This is a genomic window from Porphyromonas canoris (assembly GCF_000765975.1).
Lineage (GTDB): Bacteria > Bacteroidota > Bacteroidia > Bacteroidales > Porphyromonadaceae > Porphyromonas_A > Porphyromonas_A canoris.
In genome coordinates, this window is record NZ_JQZX01000002.1 from 186,668 (window position 1) to 208,043 (window position 21,376).

16 protein-coding genes are annotated in these 21,376 nt (G+C 41.4%); 5 read left to right on the forward strand and 11 right to left on the reverse strand.

Annotation, left to right across the window (positions count from 1 at the left end; translation table 11 throughout):
- Positions 1–2: 2 nt before the first annotated feature.
- Positions 3–1,007 carry a hypothetical protein gene (locus HQ29_RS00735; RefSeq protein ID WP_036848941.1) on the forward strand — a complete coding sequence of 335 codons (1,005 nt, stop codon included), beginning with the start codon at positions 3–5 and terminating at the stop codon, positions 1,005–1,007.
- Positions 1,008–1,145: 138 nt separating this feature from the next.
- On the opposite strand, the gene HQ29_RS00740 is transcribed toward HQ29_RS00735, so the two are convergent.
- The 10 genes from HQ29_RS00740 to HQ29_RS00785 all read right to left on the reverse strand — a co-directional run bounded on the left by HQ29_RS00740 (position 1,146) and on the right by HQ29_RS00785 (position 13,010).
- Positions 1,146–2,444, reverse strand: coding sequence for an acetyl-CoA hydrolase/transferase family protein (locus tag HQ29_RS00740; RefSeq protein ID WP_036792282.1), 1,299 nt, complete (start codon positions 2,442–2,444; stop codon positions 1,146–1,148).
- Positions 2,445–2,569: 125 nt separating this feature from the next.
- Complete coding sequence (gcvP, locus tag HQ29_RS00745) at positions 2,570–5,443, reverse strand: aminomethyl-transferring glycine dehydrogenase (RefSeq protein WP_036866958.1); 2,874 nt, start codon at positions 5,441–5,443, stop codon at positions 2,570–2,572.
- Positions 5,444–5,490: 47 nt separating this feature from the next.
- Positions 5,491–6,138 carry an MBL fold metallo-hydrolase gene (locus HQ29_RS00750; protein WP_052089630.1) on the reverse strand — a complete coding sequence of 216 codons (648 nt, stop codon included), beginning with the start codon at positions 6,136–6,138 and terminating at the stop codon, positions 5,491–5,493.
- A complete protein-coding gene (gene rsmG / locus HQ29_RS00755) occupies positions 6,135–6,764 on the reverse strand; it encodes a 16S rRNA (guanine(527)-N(7))-methyltransferase RsmG (RefSeq protein WP_036848948.1) in 630 nt (209 codons plus the stop codon). The genes HQ29_RS00750 and rsmG overlap by 4 nt, the downstream gene beginning before the upstream one ends.
- Before the next feature lie 25 nt (positions 6,765–6,789).
- Positions 6,790–7,713, reverse strand: a complete 924-nt coding sequence (locus HQ29_RS00760; RefSeq protein WP_036792290.1) for an RsiV family protein — start codon at positions 7,711–7,713, stop codon at positions 6,790–6,792.
- A gap of 22 nt (positions 7,714–7,735) precedes the next feature.
- Positions 7,736–9,922: a DNA helicase RecQ gene (gene recQ, locus HQ29_RS00765; protein ID WP_036848949.1), complete on the reverse strand. Its 2,187-nt coding sequence runs from the start codon at positions 9,920–9,922 to the stop codon at positions 7,736–7,738.
- Between the two features lie 178 nt (positions 9,923–10,100).
- Positions 10,101–11,408: an ATP-dependent Clp protease ATP-binding subunit ClpX gene (gene clpX / locus HQ29_RS00770; RefSeq protein WP_036866961.1), complete on the reverse strand. Its 1,308-nt coding sequence runs from the start codon at positions 11,406–11,408 to the stop codon at positions 10,101–10,103.
- Between the two features lie 11 nt (positions 11,409–11,419).
- A complete protein-coding gene (clpP, locus tag HQ29_RS00775) occupies positions 11,420–12,121 on the reverse strand; it encodes an ATP-dependent Clp endopeptidase proteolytic subunit ClpP (RefSeq protein ID WP_369794016.1) in 702 nt (233 codons plus the stop codon).
- A gap of 44 nt (positions 12,122–12,165) precedes the next feature.
- Entirely contained in the window at positions 12,166–12,519 is a 354-nt protein-coding gene (panD, locus tag HQ29_RS00780; RefSeq protein ID WP_036792314.1) for an aspartate 1-decarboxylase, read from the reverse strand.
- A gap of 209 nt (positions 12,520–12,728) precedes the next feature.
- Entirely contained in the window at positions 12,729–13,010 is a 282-nt protein-coding gene (locus tag HQ29_RS00785; RefSeq protein WP_036866963.1) for a hypothetical protein, read from the reverse strand.
- Here HQ29_RS00785 and HQ29_RS00790 point away from each other — a divergent pair.
- Positions 13,009–14,739 carry a glycoside hydrolase family 3 protein gene (locus HQ29_RS00790; RefSeq protein WP_052089631.1) on the forward strand — a complete coding sequence of 577 codons (1,731 nt, stop codon included), beginning with the start codon at positions 13,009–13,011 and terminating at the stop codon, positions 14,737–14,739. The genes HQ29_RS00785 and HQ29_RS00790 overlap by 2 nt on opposite strands.
- A 95-nt stretch (positions 14,740–14,834) precedes the next feature.
- Here HQ29_RS00790 and HQ29_RS00795 read toward each other — a convergent pair whose 3' ends face one another.
- Positions 14,835–15,836: a malate dehydrogenase gene (locus HQ29_RS00795; RefSeq protein ID WP_036866964.1), complete on the reverse strand. Its 1,002-nt coding sequence runs from the start codon at positions 15,834–15,836 to the stop codon at positions 14,835–14,837.
- Positions 15,837–16,027: 191 nt separating this feature from the next.
- Here HQ29_RS00795 and HQ29_RS00800 point away from each other — a divergent pair, with 191 nt between their 5' ends.
- The 3 genes from HQ29_RS00800 (at position 16,028) to HQ29_RS09795 (ending at position 21,360) form a co-directional block, all read left to right on the forward strand.
- Positions 16,028–18,454 (forward strand): DUF5686 family protein, encoded by a 2,427-nt coding sequence (locus tag HQ29_RS00800; protein WP_036866966.1) that lies wholly within the window; start codon positions 16,028–16,030, stop codon positions 18,452–18,454.
- Positions 18,455–19,276: 822 nt separating this feature from the next.
- The gene (locus HQ29_RS00805; RefSeq protein WP_036792322.1) at positions 19,277–19,696 is read left to right on the forward strand and encodes a hypothetical protein; all 420 of its coding nucleotides are present in this window, start codon (positions 19,277–19,279) and stop codon (positions 19,694–19,696) included.
- 152 nt (positions 19,697–19,848) lie between these two features.
- Positions 19,849–21,360 (forward strand): efflux RND transporter periplasmic adaptor subunit, encoded by a 1,512-nt coding sequence (locus HQ29_RS09795; RefSeq protein WP_052089633.1) that lies wholly within the window; start codon positions 19,849–19,851, stop codon positions 21,358–21,360.
- The last annotated feature ends 16 nt before the right edge of the window (positions 21,361–21,376 follow it).

The following is a 21,376-nucleotide window of genomic DNA, read 5'->3' on the forward strand; positions in this document are numbered from 1 at the left end:
GTATGATAAAGGTAGGAATAGTAGGGAGTGAAGGTTTTATGGTGGGCGAGCTTATAGCTCTGCTCATAAATCATGAGGATGTAGTACTGGAAAAAGTTTATGCTCCGGAGCATGTTGGTGAGATGGTTTCCCATATTCATCCGGGGCTTTTCAACTTTAGAGAAATTGTTTTTACGGATAATGCAGACTTCTCGGAGTTGGAGGTTCTTTTCGTTTGCCTTAACAGCGCACGGGCAAAAGCTTTTTACTCATCTCATATACTGCCAGAGAGCTTGAAAGTTATAGACTTCTCTTATGAACTGCGCCCACTGGATGAGCAGAGAGTAGCTAAGACAGCAGAACTTTGTTCCGGACGGGAGTTTGTGTATGGCTTACCTGAAATGAATAGAAGGGCTATCTGTAATGCCTCATCAGTTTCTGTACCGGGAAGTTTTGCAAATTCTGTCATTGTCGGACTCATTCCTTTAGCCAAGCATCTGCTTATGAACAGTGAGCTGCATGTCTCTTCCGTGATAGGACATACAGAGAATGCTGCAAGACCACAAAGTTCGGCTATTCATTACGATTCGATGAGTGATAGGATTACTCTTTATCACCCTTTTGAACACAGGCAAACGAAAGAGATGGAATATGCTCTGAGGTGTTGTCAGAATAGCTTTACTCAGCCGATTAACTTTTTGCCGATACGAGGGAACTTTGTTCGAGGAACCTATGCTTGTACCTACTTTGATATAGATGTTTCTTTGGATGAAATAAAGAAGTTTTATAGAGAACATTTTGATGATCACTCCTTTGTCTATATTCAAGATACGGTTCCGGATATCAGACAAGTGGTGAATACCAATTATTCTATAATCCATTTGATGAAGTACGGAAGAAAACTAATGGTTGTAAGTGTACAGGATAATCTTCTTAAAGGTGGAGCAGGAACTGCAGTACATATTATGAACTTGATGTGTGGACTGGTAGAAACTACCGGCTTGAAACTAAAACCGGTAACTTATTAGGAATTTATCCTTTTTATATTGTCAAGGATATATAGACTCGTTTATATAAGAAGCAACCGCTTTGAAATAGCTCTTAAGAGACTATTCAAAGCGGTTGCTTTCGTATATCAAGTAGTTTGAACCTTTCTGTTGGTTGGATTAGAAGATCTTCTTAATATTGAAGCGAGTATAAGCCTCTTTTTCCAACTCTTCTCTGAATCGAGGATCTGCAATAGCGCATAGTGCCAATGCTCGTTCCCGTTCACTCTTTCCAAACAGATGGGCGATACCGTGTTCGGTAACTATGTAGTCAACATCCGTCCTGCCTGAAGTAACGTTGTTTCCGGCTGAAAGAGATGGAACGATGCGGGAAATAGTTCCATTCTTTGCTGTTGAGTGTACAGTAATAATGCTCTTTCCTCCTCTGGAATATCTTGCTCCTCGAAGGAAGTCTACTTGTCCTCCGGTTCCACTGTATTGTCTTCCATTGACTTTTTCAGAGCAGAGTTGCCCATATAAGTCAACTTCTATCGTAGAATTGATAGATACAAAGTTTTCATTTTTTCCAACTTCAAAAGGATTGTTTGTGAAATCCACAGGATAGAGGAGAATGTCGTCATTGTTGTGCATGAAGTCGTACATTTCTTGAGATCCCATGGCAAATGCAGTGAGTACTTTATTGGGTAAAACTCCTTTTTTTGATCCGTTGACTGCTCCGCTCTTAATCAGATTCATAATGGCATCGGTCATCAACTCTGTATGTATCCCAAGATCTTTTCTGTCGTGAAGTTTGGAGAGAACAGCCTCTGGAACAGAGCCAATTCCTACTTGAATACAAGCACCATCCCCTATAAGAGAAGTACAATACTCTGCTATTTTTTGATCTGTCTCTGTAATGGGGGAAGACGCAATGGTAAGATTCTCCATAGGAGCTTCGACCATGAAATCTATTTCATCTACTGACAGAAAATTGTCTCCATACACATACGGCAAGTTAGGATTGACCATAGCAATAACTCGCTTAGCTGCTCTTGCTGCGGGTAAGGTATAGTCAGAAGCCAAAGATAGGGAACAGAGTCCATTGGCATCGGGTGGGGTTACTTGAATAAAAGCCCAATCCGGTTCGTATCCTCCTCCGGGTAAAAAGTGATATGGAATAATATGGAAGTGCATTGGTACAAACTCTGCACGATTCTCTGCTACGGCATCTCTTATTGCTCCTCCGGTGATGAATGGAGCTCGTGTTTGGAAGTGAGCTTGAGCATCAAGGCGCGTGTGAACAGGGTCTCCCAAATAAATCAGGTGGAATATCTTTACTCCAAATAATCTTTCCCGCTGACGATATAACTCTTCCAATAGTAAGATAGGAGAGACTGCCCCATGTCCAAGAACTATCTTATCATTACTCTTGACATGAGAGATGGCTTCTGTAATGGAGACATAGTTGCATTTTTTCATATAGCGATAAGTGATAATAATGTTTAAGATAAAAGAAAAAGGTGTACTCTGCCTCTATATTGAATTGAAGCAGAGTACACCTTAAGGTTATATGTCAAAGTTTATTTTAACGAACATAATTATTTTTATTCGTTTCGTTGGTTTTCCACAACGCAGCAAGACATGGTGGCTACCAAGTTGCGGTCTCCGAAACCTCCGTCTGCTCGAGCAACATTGATCCAGAACTTATTCTCTAACAAATATGGAAGAGCAAATGCTGCTTTACTTCTTGAGTATGGGAATGGCCATTCATCTGCCGTAACTTCATATTGTGGGTGTGGAGCATTTTTGAGAACGTTATTCGCAGGATCTGCTTTTCCTTCTTTCACTTCCTCTATCTCACGACGGATACATCTCATAACGTCTATGAAGCGGTTAAGCTCATCTAAGCTTTCACTCTCGGTTGGCTCTATCATAAGTGTGCCATGAACAGGGAATGACAGTGTTGGAGCATGGTAACCAAAGTCCATGAGACGTTTTGCGATATCGGTCTCATCTATTCCTGTCTCTTCTTTTAACTTGCGACATTCCAAGATAAGTTCGTGTCCCACTCTGCCTGTTTTACCGGTATATACAATTCCATACTCTTTTTCCAAGCATTTAGCCATGTAGTTTGCACTAAGAATTGCTATAGCGGTACTTCTTTTAAGACCTTCTACACCTAACATTCTAATGTATGCGTAAGTGATACCGAAGATCACCGCACTACCAAATGGCGCTGCAGATACTGGAGTAACACCATCTCCATAGATGAGAGAATGACTTGGCAAGAATGGTTTAAGGTGTTCTTTCACACATATAGGGCCTACGCCAGGACCACCTCCACCATGAGGAATGGCAAATGTTTTATGTAGATTCAAGTGGCATACATCCGCTCCGATATATCCCGGATTGGTAAAACCTACTTGTGCATTCATATTTGCTCCATCAAGATAAACTTGTCCTCCGTTGTCATGAATAATTTGGCAAAGCTTCTTTATCTCCGGTTCAAATATACCATGAGTAGAAGGATAGGTAATCATTGTTCCGGCAAGGCGGTCTGCATTCTCCTTTGCTTTCTTTTCAAAGTCTTCCACATCCACATTGCCATCATTATCACAAGCCACTGTTACGGTCTTGTAACCGCATTGTATAGCACTTGCAGGATTGGTACCGTGAGCAGAAATAGGAAGCAGTATGATGTCTCGATGAGACTGTCCTATCGATTCATGATAATTTCTGATAGTTCTAAGACCTGCATATTCACCGGACGCTCCGGAATTAGGTTGAAGGCATGCATAAGGTAATCCCGTAATCTCTCCAAGATAACCGGAAAGGTTGTCCAACATTTCCATATATCCCTCTGTCTGATCTTTAGGAGCATAAGGGTGTATAAAGGCAAATTGAGGATTACTTAGAATGAATAGTTCTGACGCTGCATTCAGCTTCATTGTACATGATCCGAGAGAAATCATAGAGTGCGCCAAAGAAATATCTTTTCTTTCCAAACGCTTGATATATCTCATGAGTTCTGTCTCTGTATGATATTTTTCAAAGACATCAAAGCGCAAGAAATCGCTTTTACGTACCATACTTTGTGGTAGCTTAGCTGTGCATCTATCTGAATCGTAAGATACATTAGTGTCAACTTCCAGACCTTTAGCCTGAGCAAAAATATAGTGAAGCATTCCCAAATCGCTTTCTAATGTTGTCTCATCAACGGAAATACCGATGGTTCCACTCTTATCATATCTGAAATTGACTCGTACTTCTTCAGCTATTTCTCTTATCTTGGCGATTTCTTGTTCTGAAAGTGATTCTAAGACAATGGTATCAAAGAATGACTCACTCTTTATTTGGTAGCCAAGATCTTTAAGAAGAATAGCCAAACGGTTGGCATACCCATGCACTCTTTCTGCTATATCTCTCAAGCCATCTGCCCCATGATATACAGCATACATACCTGCCATTGTAGCCAAAAGAGCTTGAGCTGTACAGATATTTGATGTCGCCTTTTCACGTTTGATGTGTTGCTCGCGAGTTTGAAGAGCTAAGCGATATATTGGACGATCATTACGATCTTTTGACAGCCCAACTATGCGACCCGGTATAGCTCTTTTATAGTCATCATGAGCAGAAAGGAATGCTGCGGAAGGACCTCCAAAATACATAGGAATACCAAAGCGTTGCGAAGAACCAAAGACTATATCGGCTCCCCATTCTCCTGGAGGAGTCAGAATAGCAAGAGAAAGAATATCTGCGGCAACAGCAACACGTACATCCGCAGCGTGAGAGTGTTCTACGAGTTGAGTATAATCTTTTACCTCTCCATTGGCATCAGGATACTGAACAACTATTCCAAATACATCTTCGGAAAGTTCTGCACTAAATACATCGCATACTTCTACGGAAATACCTTGAGGAATAGAACGAGTGGTAATAACATCTATGGTTGACTGCCATACTCGTTCATCTACCAAAACTTTAGTTGCTTTCTTTTTGGATTTTGGAAGCGTATTGTACAGCATAGCCACGGCCTCTGCTCCGGCTGTTGCTTCATCCAATAATGAGCAGTTTGTTAAAGGAAGACCGGTTAGTTCTGTTACCACTGTTTGGAAGTTAAATAATGCCTCCAAACGTCCTTGAGAAATTTCGGCTTGATAAGGAGTATATGAAGTGTACCAGCTTGGATTTTCAAGAATATTTCTCTGTATTGGTGCAGGAGTGCATGTGTCATACCATCCCATACCTATATAAGATGTAAAGACTTTATTCTTGCTACCTAACTCAGAGATATGTTCTATAAGCTCTCTCTCTGTGAGTGGAGATGGAAGGTTAAGTTCCTTAGGAAGATGTATATTTGAAGGTATGGTTTGTTCTATCAGTTCGTTCAAACTTTTAACTCCCACACGTTCCAACATTTCTTGTTGATCTTTTTCCGAAATACCTACGTGACGGATAGAAAAATCTAATGTATTCATATCATGATTAAGAATAATGGATTTTTATAATGTTTTTGATAATTATGCTATAACCTAAAGAAAGGATTTGTTAGCTGTTCAATGCCGACCGTTGTACTCGGCCCATGTCCGGAATAAATTGTGGTTTCAGAAGGCAACGTATAAATCTTATCGAATATGGACTGTTCTAACACTTCGTAAGATCCTCCCCACAGATCGGTACGCCCTATCCCCCCTGCAAATATAACATCTCCTGAAAACATACATTGCTGTGTTGGTAAGAAAAATGCTACGTGTGCCGGAGAGTGTCCTGGTACCGATAGTACTTGTAGTGGTTCTCCAATAAGTGTTTTCATATTAGGATCCAAGGCCTCAAAACATGTATCATCTAATTTAGAATCAAGTGTTAAACCAAAGGCTCGTAGCTGATCTTTCAAAGAGGGTAATATTTCTCGTTCTTCTTGAGATACGTAGGTCTTAATGCCAAAAGAATCCCATACGAACGGGGCACCCCAAACATGGTCAAAATGAAAATGAGTAGCAAGAGATATGTTTAGAGTAAGATTCTTCTCAGATAAGAAAGATAGGATTGTATTCCACTCTTTAGGGTTTGAAGCACCGCAATCTATAAGAACTGCTTCTCCTTTTTCATTGTACAGGAGATAGCTATTTTCTCCCGCCAGATTAAATGAAAATGTCTTTATATGTAAGATCATAAGGGCAAGAAAACTACTTTTTTCGATTCAAAGAATGGCAGATCAAAATACTCCAAAATGTTTTCTTGGATAGCTATATTTTTTACATTTCGTAGCTCAGCCTCCAAACTCCCTCCTTTCAAAGCTATTATCCCATTGGGGATGCCATTTTTCTGATTTTTTCTATCTATTAGTTTTTGAGCTAGTCCTCTTAAAATATCCATAGATAGAGCTCCACGACTTACGATAAATTGATATTTGTCATTCAGGTTTTCCGCTCTTGTGTGAATGGTTCTCACATTTTCAAGTCTTGTCTTTAATATGACATCATCAACCACTTTCAGCTTTTTCCCTATACTGTCTATTAAGGTAAATTTTGCTTCCGGGAACATAATGGCAAGAGGTATTCCGGGAAAACCTCCCCCTGTACCAATATCAAGGATTGTAGTGTCATGCTTAAAGGAGACAAACTTTGCTATGGCAAGAGAGTGCAAAATATGATTGCAGACAAGGTTGTCTACATCCTTTCTGGATATAACATTTATCTTGCTATTCCAGTCCAGATAGAGACTCGGTAACAAGCTGAACTGCTCTTTCTGACGATCTGTAAGAGAGGGAAAAAATTTATATATAAGCTCTACATTCATAAAGATCGAGTGTATATAATATTCTCTACAACGAAGAGTCTATTATTAAAGGTTCTTTGAAAACGGGCTTTAGATCACTATACGGAACGTTCACTTCTATTCGCCCCATAGACGAAGGAGCGATTTCGTAAGGATCGAAGATAAATGTCAAGCCGGTATCTGAAAAATAAAAATCTTCTCCGACATGAATATCGGAGTAATGAAAAAAGCCTTTGTTACTTAAATCTTCCTCCGTTACGGCAGAATAGTCCCTCATTAGGGCTTTAACCACAAAACTTGATACTAACTCTTCAGAGTTAAGGTTGATAATAGAGTCCAAGTATATTCTGCTACCTTTTTCCAAGTCTATGTTATATGCAGCAGAACGAATGGTTTTATCATCCTCTCCCAAGCTGCTCTCAACAAACTGTACCACGGAAGCAACATTATGTTTATTGTATATCAAAGAATCTTTCACAGAGATAAACCAAGTAGATGCCGACGAGAGCTTTTCATCCTCAATATCGCCAAACTGCATTGCAGTGTAGTAAGATTTAAGGTTGGCCTTGAAGTTATCAATGTAAGTAGAGAAATAAGAATTAACTCTCGACTCTTCCGTATTACTCTTTGTTATCGCATACTGTTTAGGTGAGACAAAAGAGAGTATCCTATGTATATTTTGCTCTAAAACACTCAAGTTTTTAGATAAAACTTTAGGGGAGATAAGAGACATTTCTATATAAAGAGTGGCGACTTTAAGTTCTTTTGTAACAGCCGCATCTATCCCCCAAGCCAATAAAGAGTCTTTGTTTATCGCTATGAGGGTATCTCTTCTGATATTGTTCCAGGAAATAGAAGAGTTCAGATCTTCTATTTTCTGAGAATCGTTCTCTTCTTCTTTGGCAATGCAAGATGTACTGATATGTGCCAAAAGAAGAAAACAGGAGAGAAGAAAAAGAGATGCCTTCATAGAAACTTACCGGGGATGTTGTTTAATTAGCCACATCGGACAAGAAATAAATTCTTACCAGCCTTACCTCTTCTTCTTCAATATCGGGACCGAGTGCTTCTATTGCGGTTTTTAAGTCGTCGGTAGTGGAGTTCTTGAAATATTCAAAGATTTCTTCTGTCTGCTCTTCATCCAAAAGATCTTTTATGATATAGTCTATATTTATTTTCGTTCCACTATACACGATCCCCTCTATTTCATCAAGAAGTTCATCAAATTCCAGATTGAAGTTATTGGCAATATCCTCAAGAGACACCTTTCTGTCTATGAGCTGAACAATGGAAACTTTAAGTTTGGACTTATTGGGAACTATCCTGATTCTGATATCTTCCGGTCTCTCGATCTCATTCTCTTTAACATAAGAGCTTATCAGTTCCACAAACTCAGCTCCATAGCGTTGAGCTTTGTTTTGTCCTACTCCCGAAATATTGGATAGTTCACTTATGGTTACCGGATAAAACATCGCCATATCGTTCAGACTTTGCTCTTGGAATATGACGTAAGGAGGCAAATCCAACTTTTTGGCAATCTTTTTCCGTAGATCTTTCAGCATTGAGAATAAAATGGGGTCGGACGCTCCGCCACCGGACCCTTTAAGCTCTACATCTTCGCTGCTTTCTTCGGAAGCATCTTCCATCTGAATCGTAAAAGAAGTGGGCTTCTTACGAAAAGACTTTCCCTTTGTTGTCAGTTTAAGTACTCCTAAGTTTTCTATATCTTTTGAGATATATCCATCTATGAGAGCCTGTCTTATTACGGTTTCCAGCTTTTCTTTATCCTCTTCTACTACGGAACCAAATTCCTCAAGGTCGGCATGTTTATAGGTTGTTACATCAGCAGTTTCCTCTCCGGAAAGTATCGTGATTACATATTCGGCAGGGAACTTCTCCTTTAGTGCCGCAATTGCGTCCAATACGTTAAGTAATAAATCTTTTGCTTCCACTTGCTTTGTTATTCTTTTACAGTTGTCACAGTTACAACAATTAGCTTGTTCGTAAACCTCTCCAAAGTAATGCAGCAGGAATTTGCGTCTGCATATAGAGGTTCGAGAAAATTCAGAAACATCAGACAGTAACTGTTTGATGATTTCCCTTTCATTTACACTTTTATTTTTGGATATAAGAAACTTTTCCAGCTTTTCCATATCCTTTTCATCATAGTAGGCAATACACAGTCCTTCTCCTCCGTCTCTTCCGGCTCTTCCGGTCTCTTGATAATATCCCTCGAGGCTTTTAGGCATATCGTGATGTATGACAAAGCGTACATCCGGCTTGTCTATCCCCATACCAAAAGCAATGGTCGCTACTATCACATCCGCATCCTCATTCAGAAAAGCATCCTGATTTGTGCTTCTCTGTATGGAATCCATGCCGGCATGATAAGCCATCGCTTTTATGTTGTTTGTCTTCAGAAGCTCTGTTATCTCATCTACTTTCGTCCGGCTCATACAGTAGATTATGCCTGTCTTGCCTGTATGTTGCTTTATGAAGCGAATCATATCTTTTTCAAATTCGCTATTCTTGTGTCGAACTTCGTAGTAGAGATTCTCTCTGTTGAAGGAGCTTTTATAGACTTTGGCATTTACCATGCCGAGGTTTTTCTGGATGTCGCTTTGCACCTTAGGCGTTGCGGTTGCTGTCAGAGCGATTATAGGTTTAGTACCTATCTCATCCATCAATGTCCTTATCCGGCGATATTCCGGACGAAAGTCATGTCCCCATTCAGAGATACAGTGAGCTTCATCCACTGCATAGAAAGATATGTTTATCTGTCTAAGCAGTTCTATATTGTCTTGTTTTGTAAGACTTTCAGGAGCTACATATAAGAGCTTTGTTTGCCCCGAGATAACGTCCGCTTTTACCTGCTCTAATGCCGCCTTATTCAAAGATGAATTGATATAGTGTGCCGTTGATTCTTTTTCCGTGTATGAACGGATGGCATCAACCTGATTTTTCATCAATGCTATCAGCGGAGATATTACAATGGCTGTCCCTTCCAACATAAGAGCCGGGAGTTGGTAGCAAAGGCTCTTTCCTCCTCCCGTAGGCATCAACACAAAAGTATCGTTACCCTCTATGATACTTTGAATAATCTCCTTTTGTGTTGCCTTAAAAGAGTCAAAGCCAAAGTGCTTTTTCAGATGCTCTGTCAGTCGTAAAGAGTTAGCCATTATTACAGATAATAAGTAGTATTGGTATCTATAGTCTTAAAACTATTGCTTTATTCTTCGAGTGGTTCTCACTTTAAGGAAAGTGTTAAGAATCCTTCCCTATTTGAAGTTAAATATAGCAATAAAACGAATATACCAACCACTTCTCATGATATTTCTTTGAAAATATCGGCTTTCTCTACAAATACCCCTCTTTGAAGTCTGTCAGATCAATATGTTCCTTCGCATATTCCAAGTCTATGTGCAGTCTTTTTTCCTGACTTGAAGGCATACTGAACATTGCTCCTCTCATCAATCTTTCAAAAACACCTCGAAGTCCGCGAGCTCCAAGCTTGTACTCCAAAGCGACATCTACGATAAAATCATAAACCTCTTCGGATATATCCAAGTCTATACCATCCATCTTCATCAGCAGTTTGTACTGTTTTGAGATGGCATTTTTCGGTTCTGTCAAGATCATTCTCAGGGCATTCCTATCCAAAGGCAGCAGATGGGTGAGGACGGGAACACGTCCCACTATCTCAGGAATAAGACCAAAAGACTTAAGATCTGCAGGCAAGAGATACTTCAAAAGATCCAGCTCCCCAAGTTTTTTATGCTTGTTCTCCACGCCATATCCCACCACTTTGGTATTCAGACGTTTGGCGATACGCTTCTCTATACCATCAAATGCCCCTCCGCAGATAAAGAGGATGTTGCTTGTATTGATCTTAACCATCTTCTGCTCCGGATGTTTGCGTCCGCCTTCGGGGGGAACATTGACATCCGTACCTTCAAGAAGTTTCAGCAGACTCTGTTGCACGCCTTCACCGCTCACGTCTCTTGTGATGGATGGATTGTCGCTTTTTCTTGCGATTTTATCTATCTCGTCTATAAAGACTATGCCTTTCTCTGCGGACGATACGTCATAGTCTGCTGCTTGAAGCAGGCGAGACAAAATGCTTTCCACGTCTTCTCCGACATATCCGGCTTGGGTAAACACTGTGGCATCCACTATTGTGAACGGAACGTGCAGGAGTTTGGATATGGAGCGAGCCAGAAGAGTCTTTCCCGTTCCTGTGGGTCCAACCATCATGATATTGCTCTTTTCCAACTCCACTTCGCTATCTGCAAGATAAGACAAATCTTTACCTCCGGCGATATTTGCCTGTTTGTACTGCAATCTCTTGTAGTGGTTGTAAACAGCCACTGCAAGTGTTACTTTGGCATCATCCTGTCCTACGACATATTTGTCCAGATAGGCTACTATGTCTTTTGGTTTGGGAAGAAGTTCCAAAGGGGGAAGCTCTGCGCTTTTCCCTTTTTTCTTTTTGTTGTAGTTCGGGTTCAGAGCCTCTTCTAAAGCATCATGAACGGCATAGGCACACCTGTCACACAAACTTCCTTGAGGCCCCGGAACCAAGATGTCAACCTGATCCAGTCCCAAGCCGCAAAAAGAACAGTGCTGCTTCTGTCTATCTTTATCTTCAGACTTTTTCTTGCTCATGTACAGGGTTATTAGGCATTCTTGTTGTCGTTGCGTACAAGCACCTTATCTATCATTCCGTATTCCAACGCTTCTTGAGACCCCATCCAATAATCTCTGTCGCTGTCTCGCTCTACCTCTTCGATAGATTTTCCGGAGTGTTTTGCTATGATGGCATAAAGCTCCTTTTTCACTTTGAGAATCTCTCTTGCCGCTATCTCCATGTCCGAAGCCTGCCCCTGCATTCCGCCGAGAGGCTGATGGATCATGACGCGAGAGTGGGGAAGTGCCATGCGTTTGCCTTTCTCTCCGGCAACCAATATTATTGCAGCCATGGAAGCAGCCATACCGGTACAGATGGTATTAACATCGCAAGAGATATACTGCATGGTATCGTAAATGCCATATCCGGCATAGACGCTGCCTCCGGGTGAGTTTATATATATAGATATATCCTTCCCCGGTTCACTGGTTTCCAAGAACAGAAGCTGTGCTTGTATTACGTTGGCAACATAGTCGTTGATACCGCTGCCGAGAAAGATGATTCTGTCCATCATCAAGCGCGAGAAGACATCCATTTGGGCAACATTCAGCTGGCGTTCTTCAATGATTGAAGGATTGATATATCCGCCTTCGGATCTGGTATTCAAGTGCCCTATATATTGTTCCACTCCGAGGGATGACAGCCCGACATGCTTGGTAGCATATTTCAAGAACTCCTGTGGATTGTACATACTGTTCATATCTTTTATCTGTTATTCATGTATAGACTTCGGGATTACCGAGCCAACTTATTTGTAGCAGTATCGGGGAATATGATTGTCGGTTTCAGCGTCTTGGCTTCTTCCGGTGTAACCATCGCATAAGCCACAATGATGACGACGTCTCCGACCATAAACTTTCTGGCGGCAGCACCATTAAGGCAGACAATACCGCTGCCTCTCTCTCCGGGTATGGTGTAAGTTTCGATTCGCTCTCCGTTGTTGTTATTAACGATTTGCACTTTTTCTCCCACCAAAATACCCGAAGCGTCCAGAAGATCTTCGTCTATGGTAACACTGCCTACGTAGTCCAGATTGGCTTCCGTAACGTGTACTCTGTGAATCTTGGACTTTAATACTGTGATATACATTGTTTTATATTCAATTATTCGCTACCCTTCATAGCACTTTTTCTACTTGGGTACTCATATTTCGGTACAAAAAAAGGGAAATTCTCCCACCTAACCAAATCTTTCTTTTTACTCCTTCTTTAAGGCCTCTTTCCATGCTCTGTTCAAGCCTGTATTGTCTGCTTTTTCTCTTTATAGCTGTTGAAAAAATAGATTGATCAGGTATATATTTATGCTTGAATATGATAAAAGGTTGAAATCATGCCTTGGGTTGCAAGAAACAAAGTTTGATTGGCTACCATCAAGTCTTGAATGCCACAAATCAAAGCTCGATTTGCAGAAGATTTAAGGTTCATCGCAACTTTTATTCCCGTTAATCTCTTTATTTGAATGCGTTTGGCAAAGAAATGAAAGAGGATCACCTTTTCGACAAAGAGAGTGGAAGCCTTAAAGAGTAGAAATACGGCTGTTCTTCTTACATTTGTATAATAGAACAAATAAGCATTTATCATGAATACCAACCCAAACATTCGAGTATCTTATCTCGTTTTTACCGCCCTTGCTCTACTGCTTTGCCCCTTTTCTGTTGCAGCTCAATCTGCCAAACATCCCTTAAAACTGTTCGGGAAGAATGCCGAAGCATACTACCGGCAAGCCGACTCCATAATGGACCAGATGAGCTTGGAAGAGAAGGTAGCACAATGTATGATGCCGATGGTCGTCCCTTCCACAGATGCAAATGCCATGAAAAAATGGGATCTTCTTATTGACGGCAAGATGGGAGGCGTCCTCTTCAGAGGGGGAAGTGCGTATGATCAGCTCTTCATGACCAATAGAATGAGAGCAAGAGCCAAAACACCCATGATGGTGGCTTTTGATGGTGAATGGGGGTTGGCTATGAGACTTAAAGGCACAACACGATACCCCAAAAGTATGTTGCTGGGTGCGATAGATGATGCGTCGCTTATGAGGGAGTACGGAGAAGTGGTTGCAGAAGAAGCCAAACAGATGGGCATTCATGTGATGTTTGCTCCTGTGTTGGATGTAAATACCAATCCGGCAAATCCTGTCATCGGTATTCGGAGCTTCGGAGAAGTTCCACATAATGTGTCTCGCCTGGGTATTGCCTACTCGGAAGGGTTGGAGGCAAATGGTATCCTCTCTTGTGCCAAACATTTTCCCGGACATGGAGACACACATATAGACTCTCATGAGGCTCTGGCAACGGTTGCGGCGGATCGTCAGACTTTGGAAGAGACTGCTCTTCTTCCCTTTAGAGAGTATGCTCGTGCCGGAATGGGTAGTATGATGGTCGGGCATCTTCTGGTGCCGTCTCTATCTTCGGAGCCGTCTCCCGCAAGCTTAAACAGGGATATATCTACCATTCTGCTTAGAGACGGACTCTTGTTCGATGGACTTCTCTTCACGGATGCTCTCGAAATGGAAGGTGCAAAGGAGAATAAAAAGATCAATGTGGCACTTGAAGCTTTCAGAGCCGGAGCAGATCTGTTATTGGGCAGCAATACTCCGTTGGAAGATATTATCACCATAGCCAACGCCGTAAAAAGAGGAGAAGTGCAGAATAATGAAGTGGAAGATAGGTGTCGACGAGTATTGGCATTCAAAATCGCTTTGGGATGTATGGATAGAACAGCTCTCTCTTCGGACAGACTTCTTCAACGTCTTCATGCAAAAAAAGCAGTGCAGCTATCTGAGAAAATGCACGCTCTTGGCATGACTTTGGTGAAAAACAATAACACTCTGCCTTTGAAGCCGAACGATGGAAAAAAGATCGTATTGCTGGTGGATGGAAACGAGAGTTTGATGAATGATTTTGCCCGCCACATCCCTCGCCAACTGTTATCGAAAAAGTTTCTTTTATCTAAAACGGATGCGATGAAGCAGGTTCATAGAATATCGGAAGAGACATCGGATAGGGAGCTTCTTCTGCTTGTACTGTCCGGTAAGAGGGTTGAGAATAAAGAAGCTCTTGAATCTTTACAAGTCAAAGGGAAGCCGCTCATCGTGGTAATGGGAACGCCTTATCTTCTTAATGCTTTGCCATTGTTATCCGAAAAAGCTTCCGCTATCTGTGTCGGGTACGAAGATACCTCCATGGCTTGCAAAGCGATGGTTGAAGCCATAACCGGCGTTGCCCCTTTTAGAGGAAAGCTACCGGTCTCCATAGATATCCTGCCCGTTCAAACGGCTTCATACTCCTCGCCTTTGATTAAGCAGTAGAACTATTCGGATCAGGCTAAAAAAGAAATCCCTTAGAGCAAGCACTCTAAGGGATTTTCTCTTTTCTTCTTTATGAAAGATACTTTACAGCACCATTACTTGATATTGGGGTTAAGTTCGTTCCACTTATCAAGAGCAGGGAGGATACCCATAGCGATAACTTGATCTCTCAATTCGCACAAGTGCTTGTAGCTGCTTTGCAGTTCAGCCATCTCTTCCGGAGTACCCTTTGTTTCCTTATATACCACACCATTTTTGGTGATGTCTGTTTCCATAGCCATCATGATATGGTCGAATCCTTGAGTAGAAACATAACATCCGGAAGGCCAACGGAAAGCTTCTCCGCCCATAGCCGCACGAATCATCTCTATTGAAACGTAAGAAGGGCTTTGGAAAGAAGAGCGTCCACGAAGCTTAATGATATTGGCTCCACCTTTTACCACACGTTCTCTTAGAGCAGCCCAAGCTTCATTGGTAAGCTTATCTGTACCGATAAGATCGGTGAGAGGAGTGCCTTGAACCTTTGCAGTAGATGCAAATACTGCCATTTGCTCTCCGTGTCCACCATAGGTACGTGGGTTGGTTACCTCGCTTTGCATGATGCCGAAGTGCTTAGCCAATTCGCTTTGAAGTCTTGTAGAGTCGAGACCTGCAAGGGTAGTTACCTGAGTTGGCTTGAGTCCTGAGTGAACCAAAGTAACAAGACCGGTAATATCTGCAGGGTTGAAGATGATGACAACATGGTTAACATCCGGACAATATTGCTTGATATCCTTACCCAATTGAGCTGCGATCTCTGCATTACCCTTCAAAAGATCTTCTCTTGTCATGCCTTCCTTTCTTGGTGCACCACCTGAAGAAACGATGTACTTGGCTCCGGCAAATGCTTCTTTAACATCTGTGGTGTAGGTGATATTGATTCCTTCAAATCCACAGTGCCTTAACTCTTCTGCTACACCCTCCAATCCAAGAGCAAATGGATCGAACAAACATAGGTTCGGAGTAAGCTTCATCATAGCTGCTGTTTGTGCCATATTTGAGCCGATCATACCGGCAGCACCAACGATTACGAGTTTGTCTTGTGTCAAAAATGCCATAATTATAAATGTTGTATAAGTGTTTATTGTGTTTCTTCTTTGTGTCGACTTTTATTTCTTCTCCCACAAAGATAATCCATTAAAACGGTATTTCTATGGTCAAGAAGCCTAATATAGATAAAAATATATGCAAAAAGCAGAAACTATTACTTATTGAAGAATAAAAAGAAATAGCCTATTTTTGTAATCGAATGAGTTATAACAGAATAACATATTTACTGCTTTTAGCGGTTTTCTTGCTTTTAGGATTAAAGCCTGTGAGGGCTCTTGCCAGAGGCACACTGCTTATCCCGGATAGAGTGGAGCATATCCCGATGCAAGATAGCACTTCTATCATACATAAGCAGGCAGGTGTATGGAAAACGCCGGATGTTATTGTTGTAGCAAAAAGAGGGAAGTATCAGGCAAAGAATAATCCTGCAGTGATTCTCTTGGACAGCATTCAGAGCAAGCATAGACAGAGACTGCTGTTGGTGGATGATGTTCAAATCTATTCTGCCAAGAGATATGAAAACCTTACTCTCTGCCTTTCCAACTTCAACTTGAACAACAAGTTGATGAACAAAGCTCTTCCATTCTTCCAGAAATATGTGGAGAGATCTGTTTTTGACAAGTCATACATCTTGCCTCTGTCTGTTAGAGAGTCTGTTACGGCAGTAGGAACGGAAATCAAAAAGTCTAAGAAAAACGAGGTTGTACTTTACAGAAACACGCTCGGAGTGGATCAGGACATAGATGATGGTACTATGACCAAAAGTCTTGACGAGATGTTTCCCGACATGGATATCCATAACAGCTACATAAAACTGCTGAACAACAGATTTGTTTCCCCGATCGGCTCTCAAGGGACTAAGGCATACAAATATTATATAACGGACTCACTGGTTAATGACCAAGGGGATAGCCTCCGGGTGTTGAGCTTTTATCCTTTCACGCCACAAGCATTCAATTTTACGGGAAGTGTCATCGTTAATACGACCAAAGACTATACCATAGAAAGGTGCGAGCTGGAAGTGCCGGAGTATATCAACCTCAATTTTGTGGAAAAGCTCCGAATAGAGATAGACTATATGGCTCTTGAGAATGGACTTGTAGTGCCGAAAACGGAAAATATGTACTCTCAAATGTCGCTTTTTCACCGACTATTGAAAGTATACAGCATTCATAACAGAATGTACGATAACCATGCATGGAATCCTCCGGACTCTATCGTCCTGAATACTCCATCTCGATATATAGATCTTTCAAATACTGATGCCGCAGTGGCTTTAGATAGTACTTATGTTGCGGATCGCAGGCTTCTGTCCACGAACGAGGGGCTTAAATCGTTTTTGGATGAGATGAAAGAGATTTCGTTTTATCGCTTCGTCTTCGGCACGATAGATACTTTTGCTTCCGACTATCTGAGAACACGCTATCGAAAAGATATGCTCTTCGGCGGAAGTAAATTCAATTTCGGTCCCATTTCGAGCTTTGTGTCTACCAATGCGATAGAGGGATTGAGACTCAGGATAGGGGGACAGACAACCGGCTATCTGTTTTCAAACTTTTTCCTTGACGGCTTTGCAGCTTATGGCTTCAAGGACAAGCAGTGGAAGTATTCCATATCTTCCTCATACTCTTTTACGGATAAAAAGTACAATCTGAACGAGTTCCCCAAGCACGATATTACCATTACGAGCGAACGGGATCTGCATACTCCGGGACAGATATACTCCAGTTCCAGCAAAGATAATCTGCTAAACAGCTTGGGCTCTGCCTATCTCACAAACAGATCTTACCGCAATGCGGCCAAAGTGAGTTATAGGAAAGACTGGTTTTCCGGACTCTCTCTCCGAGCGGAGTGGACGAAAGTAAAAGATACTCCCACCGGTACATATCGTTATCTGAAAATATTACCGGACTCCACATTGGAGATAGTACCTCACATTCAGGATGTCAAACTGGGTATTCATCTAAAGTATGCACCGGGTAGCAAGGTGTATGAGGGAGCTTCCAGAAATCCGGAAAAGGTGAGAATTTCCATGGATATTCCGGAGATACTATTCAGCCATGAGACAGCCATTCCACGTATGGGCGGAGAGTATTATTACAATAGATCCGAGATTGCTTTGCAACAAAATCTATGGATTGGTCGCCTTGGGAATATAGACTATAAGATAGGTGCCGGTATTATTTGGAACCATGTGCCATTCCCGATGCTCTTTTCACCGCCTGCCAACTCCTCATTCGAGTTTTACTCTCATGCGTTCCAGCTTATGCGCCCATTGGAGTATGTTGCCGATGAGTACGCTTCTCTTTTTATGAGTTATCACATGAAAGGACTTCTTCTCAACAAGATCCCACTCATCAAAGAGCTTAAACTTAGGGAAGTGTTGATATTCAACGGTATGTACGGCAATACAAGTAGACGCAACCATCCCAAGTATTCGGATGAAATTTTTATCACTCCACCCGAAACCACACCCATGTCTCATAAATGGTATGCAGAGTGTGGGGTGGGATTGGAGAATATTTTACGTATCTTGCGTGTGGATTTCTATTACAGAATAACCCCTTCTCGCCTCAAAGATTATAATGAATTTGGGTTCAAGATGAAGCTGCAGTGGGAGTTTTAGTTCCTGTATATCAGTCTTATTCTTCTTTATTCTTCCGACAGGAAAACTCTGTAAATCGGGGCAGATACATGCTTTTTCTAAAAAGAGACAGGGGCATCCTGTCCTCTTGGCTTTTTTATTCAACTATAGAGAGTGTATTTTTATATATTCCATCCCGAAGATTTTCCCCATAATACGGCTCTCTATTTTGATCTTTCCTCTTGTTTTTGACTCCAAATCGAATTGTTAAAACCGGCTTGATTCTTTACACAAATTAAGCGATTCAGGTAAGTGAAAAGTGTGAATAGGGATAGTCGATCGGCTTAACGTGTTTAATTTTTCAGTAAACACGTTTATTGATTTCATTTAATACGTTTATCGAATTCACTTAATACGTTTAGATTTTTGGTTTAATGTATTGATAATTATATGTTTATGATATTTTCTTGATTGGATGACCATTTTTTATGTATATTCTTAGTTAGGATTTATTCACACTAAAATGGTATAAATTTCAACTATATTAACGAAAAAACAGCCTATGAAAACGACCGAGAGGAGAGTTGATCAAAAATTTGAGATTTTGATAAGATGTTTATTATAAGTGTTTTATGAGAAATCTGTTTTTCCGAGTAAGCTGCAAAAGCAAGAAAAGAGAAAGAAAATAAGGGAAAGAGGTGCGGTACTTTTATATAAAAACATCTTTGACTTTTGCTTCAAAAGCAGGAATGATTTTAGAAAATGGTGTTGTTTTGAATAAATAGAAGGAGCCGGATAAAATTGTTGCTTTATTTGGATATAAATTGTTACTTTTGCCCTATACGTTGTGCAGATTTCATCTTTATGATAGACAGACGCATCATATTAGTGACTTTGATTACCGGTATTTTCGTGCTGGTGCACTCTTTGGCCCCTCATCTTCACTTGAATGAGCACTTCGTATCTGTAACATCTATTGTAGGCGAACAGAAGCGTACACATACACACGGAGACGATTGTTCTCACAGCGATGGGAGAGCGGAAGAGTGTTTGGTGAAAGATGCTTATGTGGCTTCATCCAGAAGCGTCAATGATGCCGATCAGATTCCGGAACCGGTTATTTTAGACCTAAGTTTCGGGGTAGCGTTTCTTTTGAATGGCATAGAGATAGATGGTGCAGCAGCTTTTCCTGTCCGAACATTACTATTTAATCCTTACGTAAAGTACAAGCTCTCAGAAGCTGTACTGCCTGTCTCCGGTTTACGCGCCCCTCCCGTTTTATAGATCTGTCGAGTCCGGATATTTTCTGAGACTTTATCTTTCTTTCTGCCATCCGTATGGCGAGAAAGAGGGTTACGTTATATACTTCTGTCCGAATATATTCTCATGTTGTCGGCAGAGGAAGTCCTGTAAAACCTATAAACAGATTCTATAAAATGAGACGATATACCATAATATTATCTCTGCTCCTTACTATAATCTTTTCAGGATGTGGAGCAAAAAAAGATGCCGAGAAAGAGGAACATACGCACGATGAAGTGCTTCAGCTTACGGCATATAACGACCATTACGAGTATTTTATCGAAGCCACACCATTTGCTAAAGGAAAAGCCTCCAATATAACCATTTATGTTACTCAACTTTCAGACTTTAAGCCATTAGAGTCGGGAAAGATAACCGTTAGCCTTATTGGTGAGGCGATGGAGACCGTAAAACAGGAAGTCGAAGCTCCTCAAAGTCCGGGGATATTCAAGCTGAAGCTTGCCCCATCAACAGCAGGAAAAGGAGCTTTGTTAATAGAAATGATTGACGGTAAAGGAGAACAGCAGCCAACCCGAACACCGGAAATAGTCGTATTTAACAATCTTCATAAAGCACAACATGCAGCTGCAGATCTTGTCATAACCAGTTCCAACGGCGTGGCTTTTACTAAAGAGATGAGTTGGAAAATAGGCTTTTCGACAGAAGTGTGCAAGAAAGAGCAGTTTGGACAGGTAATAAAGACCATGGCTCAAATAGAACCGGCACAAGGCGAAGAGCGTGTTATCGTGGCAAAGAACAGCGGTATCGTTTCCATTCCATTCGGGGATATGGTGGAGGGGAAATCTGTTTCTTCCGGACAGACACTGCTCTATGTGGAAGGGGGAGAGTTGGTAGACAATAACCTTGCCGTGCGCTACCGAGAAGCCGAGAGCCAATATGAGCTGGCAAAAAGGGAATATGAGCGCAAACTCACTCTTGCCGAAGACAATATCGTTACGGAGAGCGAACTTCTTCAAGCCAAATCGGAGTACGAGACAGCAGAAAGTATCTTCAATAACTTAAAGAAAAACTGTTCCGGTAATCGTAGAGCCGTAACTGCTTCAATATCCGGATACGTAAAGCAACTCATGGTTGCCGGTGGAGAGTATGTGGAAGAGGGGCGTGCCATCATGACTATCTCGCAGAATAAAAATCTGTTTATTCGGGCAGAGATACCCTCAAAATATTATCCTTATCTCGGAGATATCTCTGCAGCTCATTTCAAAAAGCTGAATGATGAAAAGACATACACGCTTGAGGAATTGGATGGTAGTCTGGTCTCTTACAGCCGTTTTGTCAATACCGAAAACCCTGTGGTATCAACGCTGTTCCGCGTAAAGAATATTGCCGATCTGCTTCCCGGTTCTTTCATAGAGATGTACATCCGTACAAGAGGTCAGGAAGAAGTTCTCACCATCCCCAATGAGTCTCTCATAGAAGAGATGGGAAACTTCTTTGTTTATCTGCAACTTACACCGGTTCTGTTTGAAAAAAGAGAGGTGGAGACAGGAAGGAAAGATGGCTTGAGAACGGAGATCGTTCGAGGTCTCTCCGAAGGAGATAGAGTGGTGGCACGTGGAGCTGTTTTGGTAAAGCTGGCACAAGCATCCGGATCAATAGACCCTCATGCCGGTCATTTGCACTAAAAAGAAAGGAGGATAG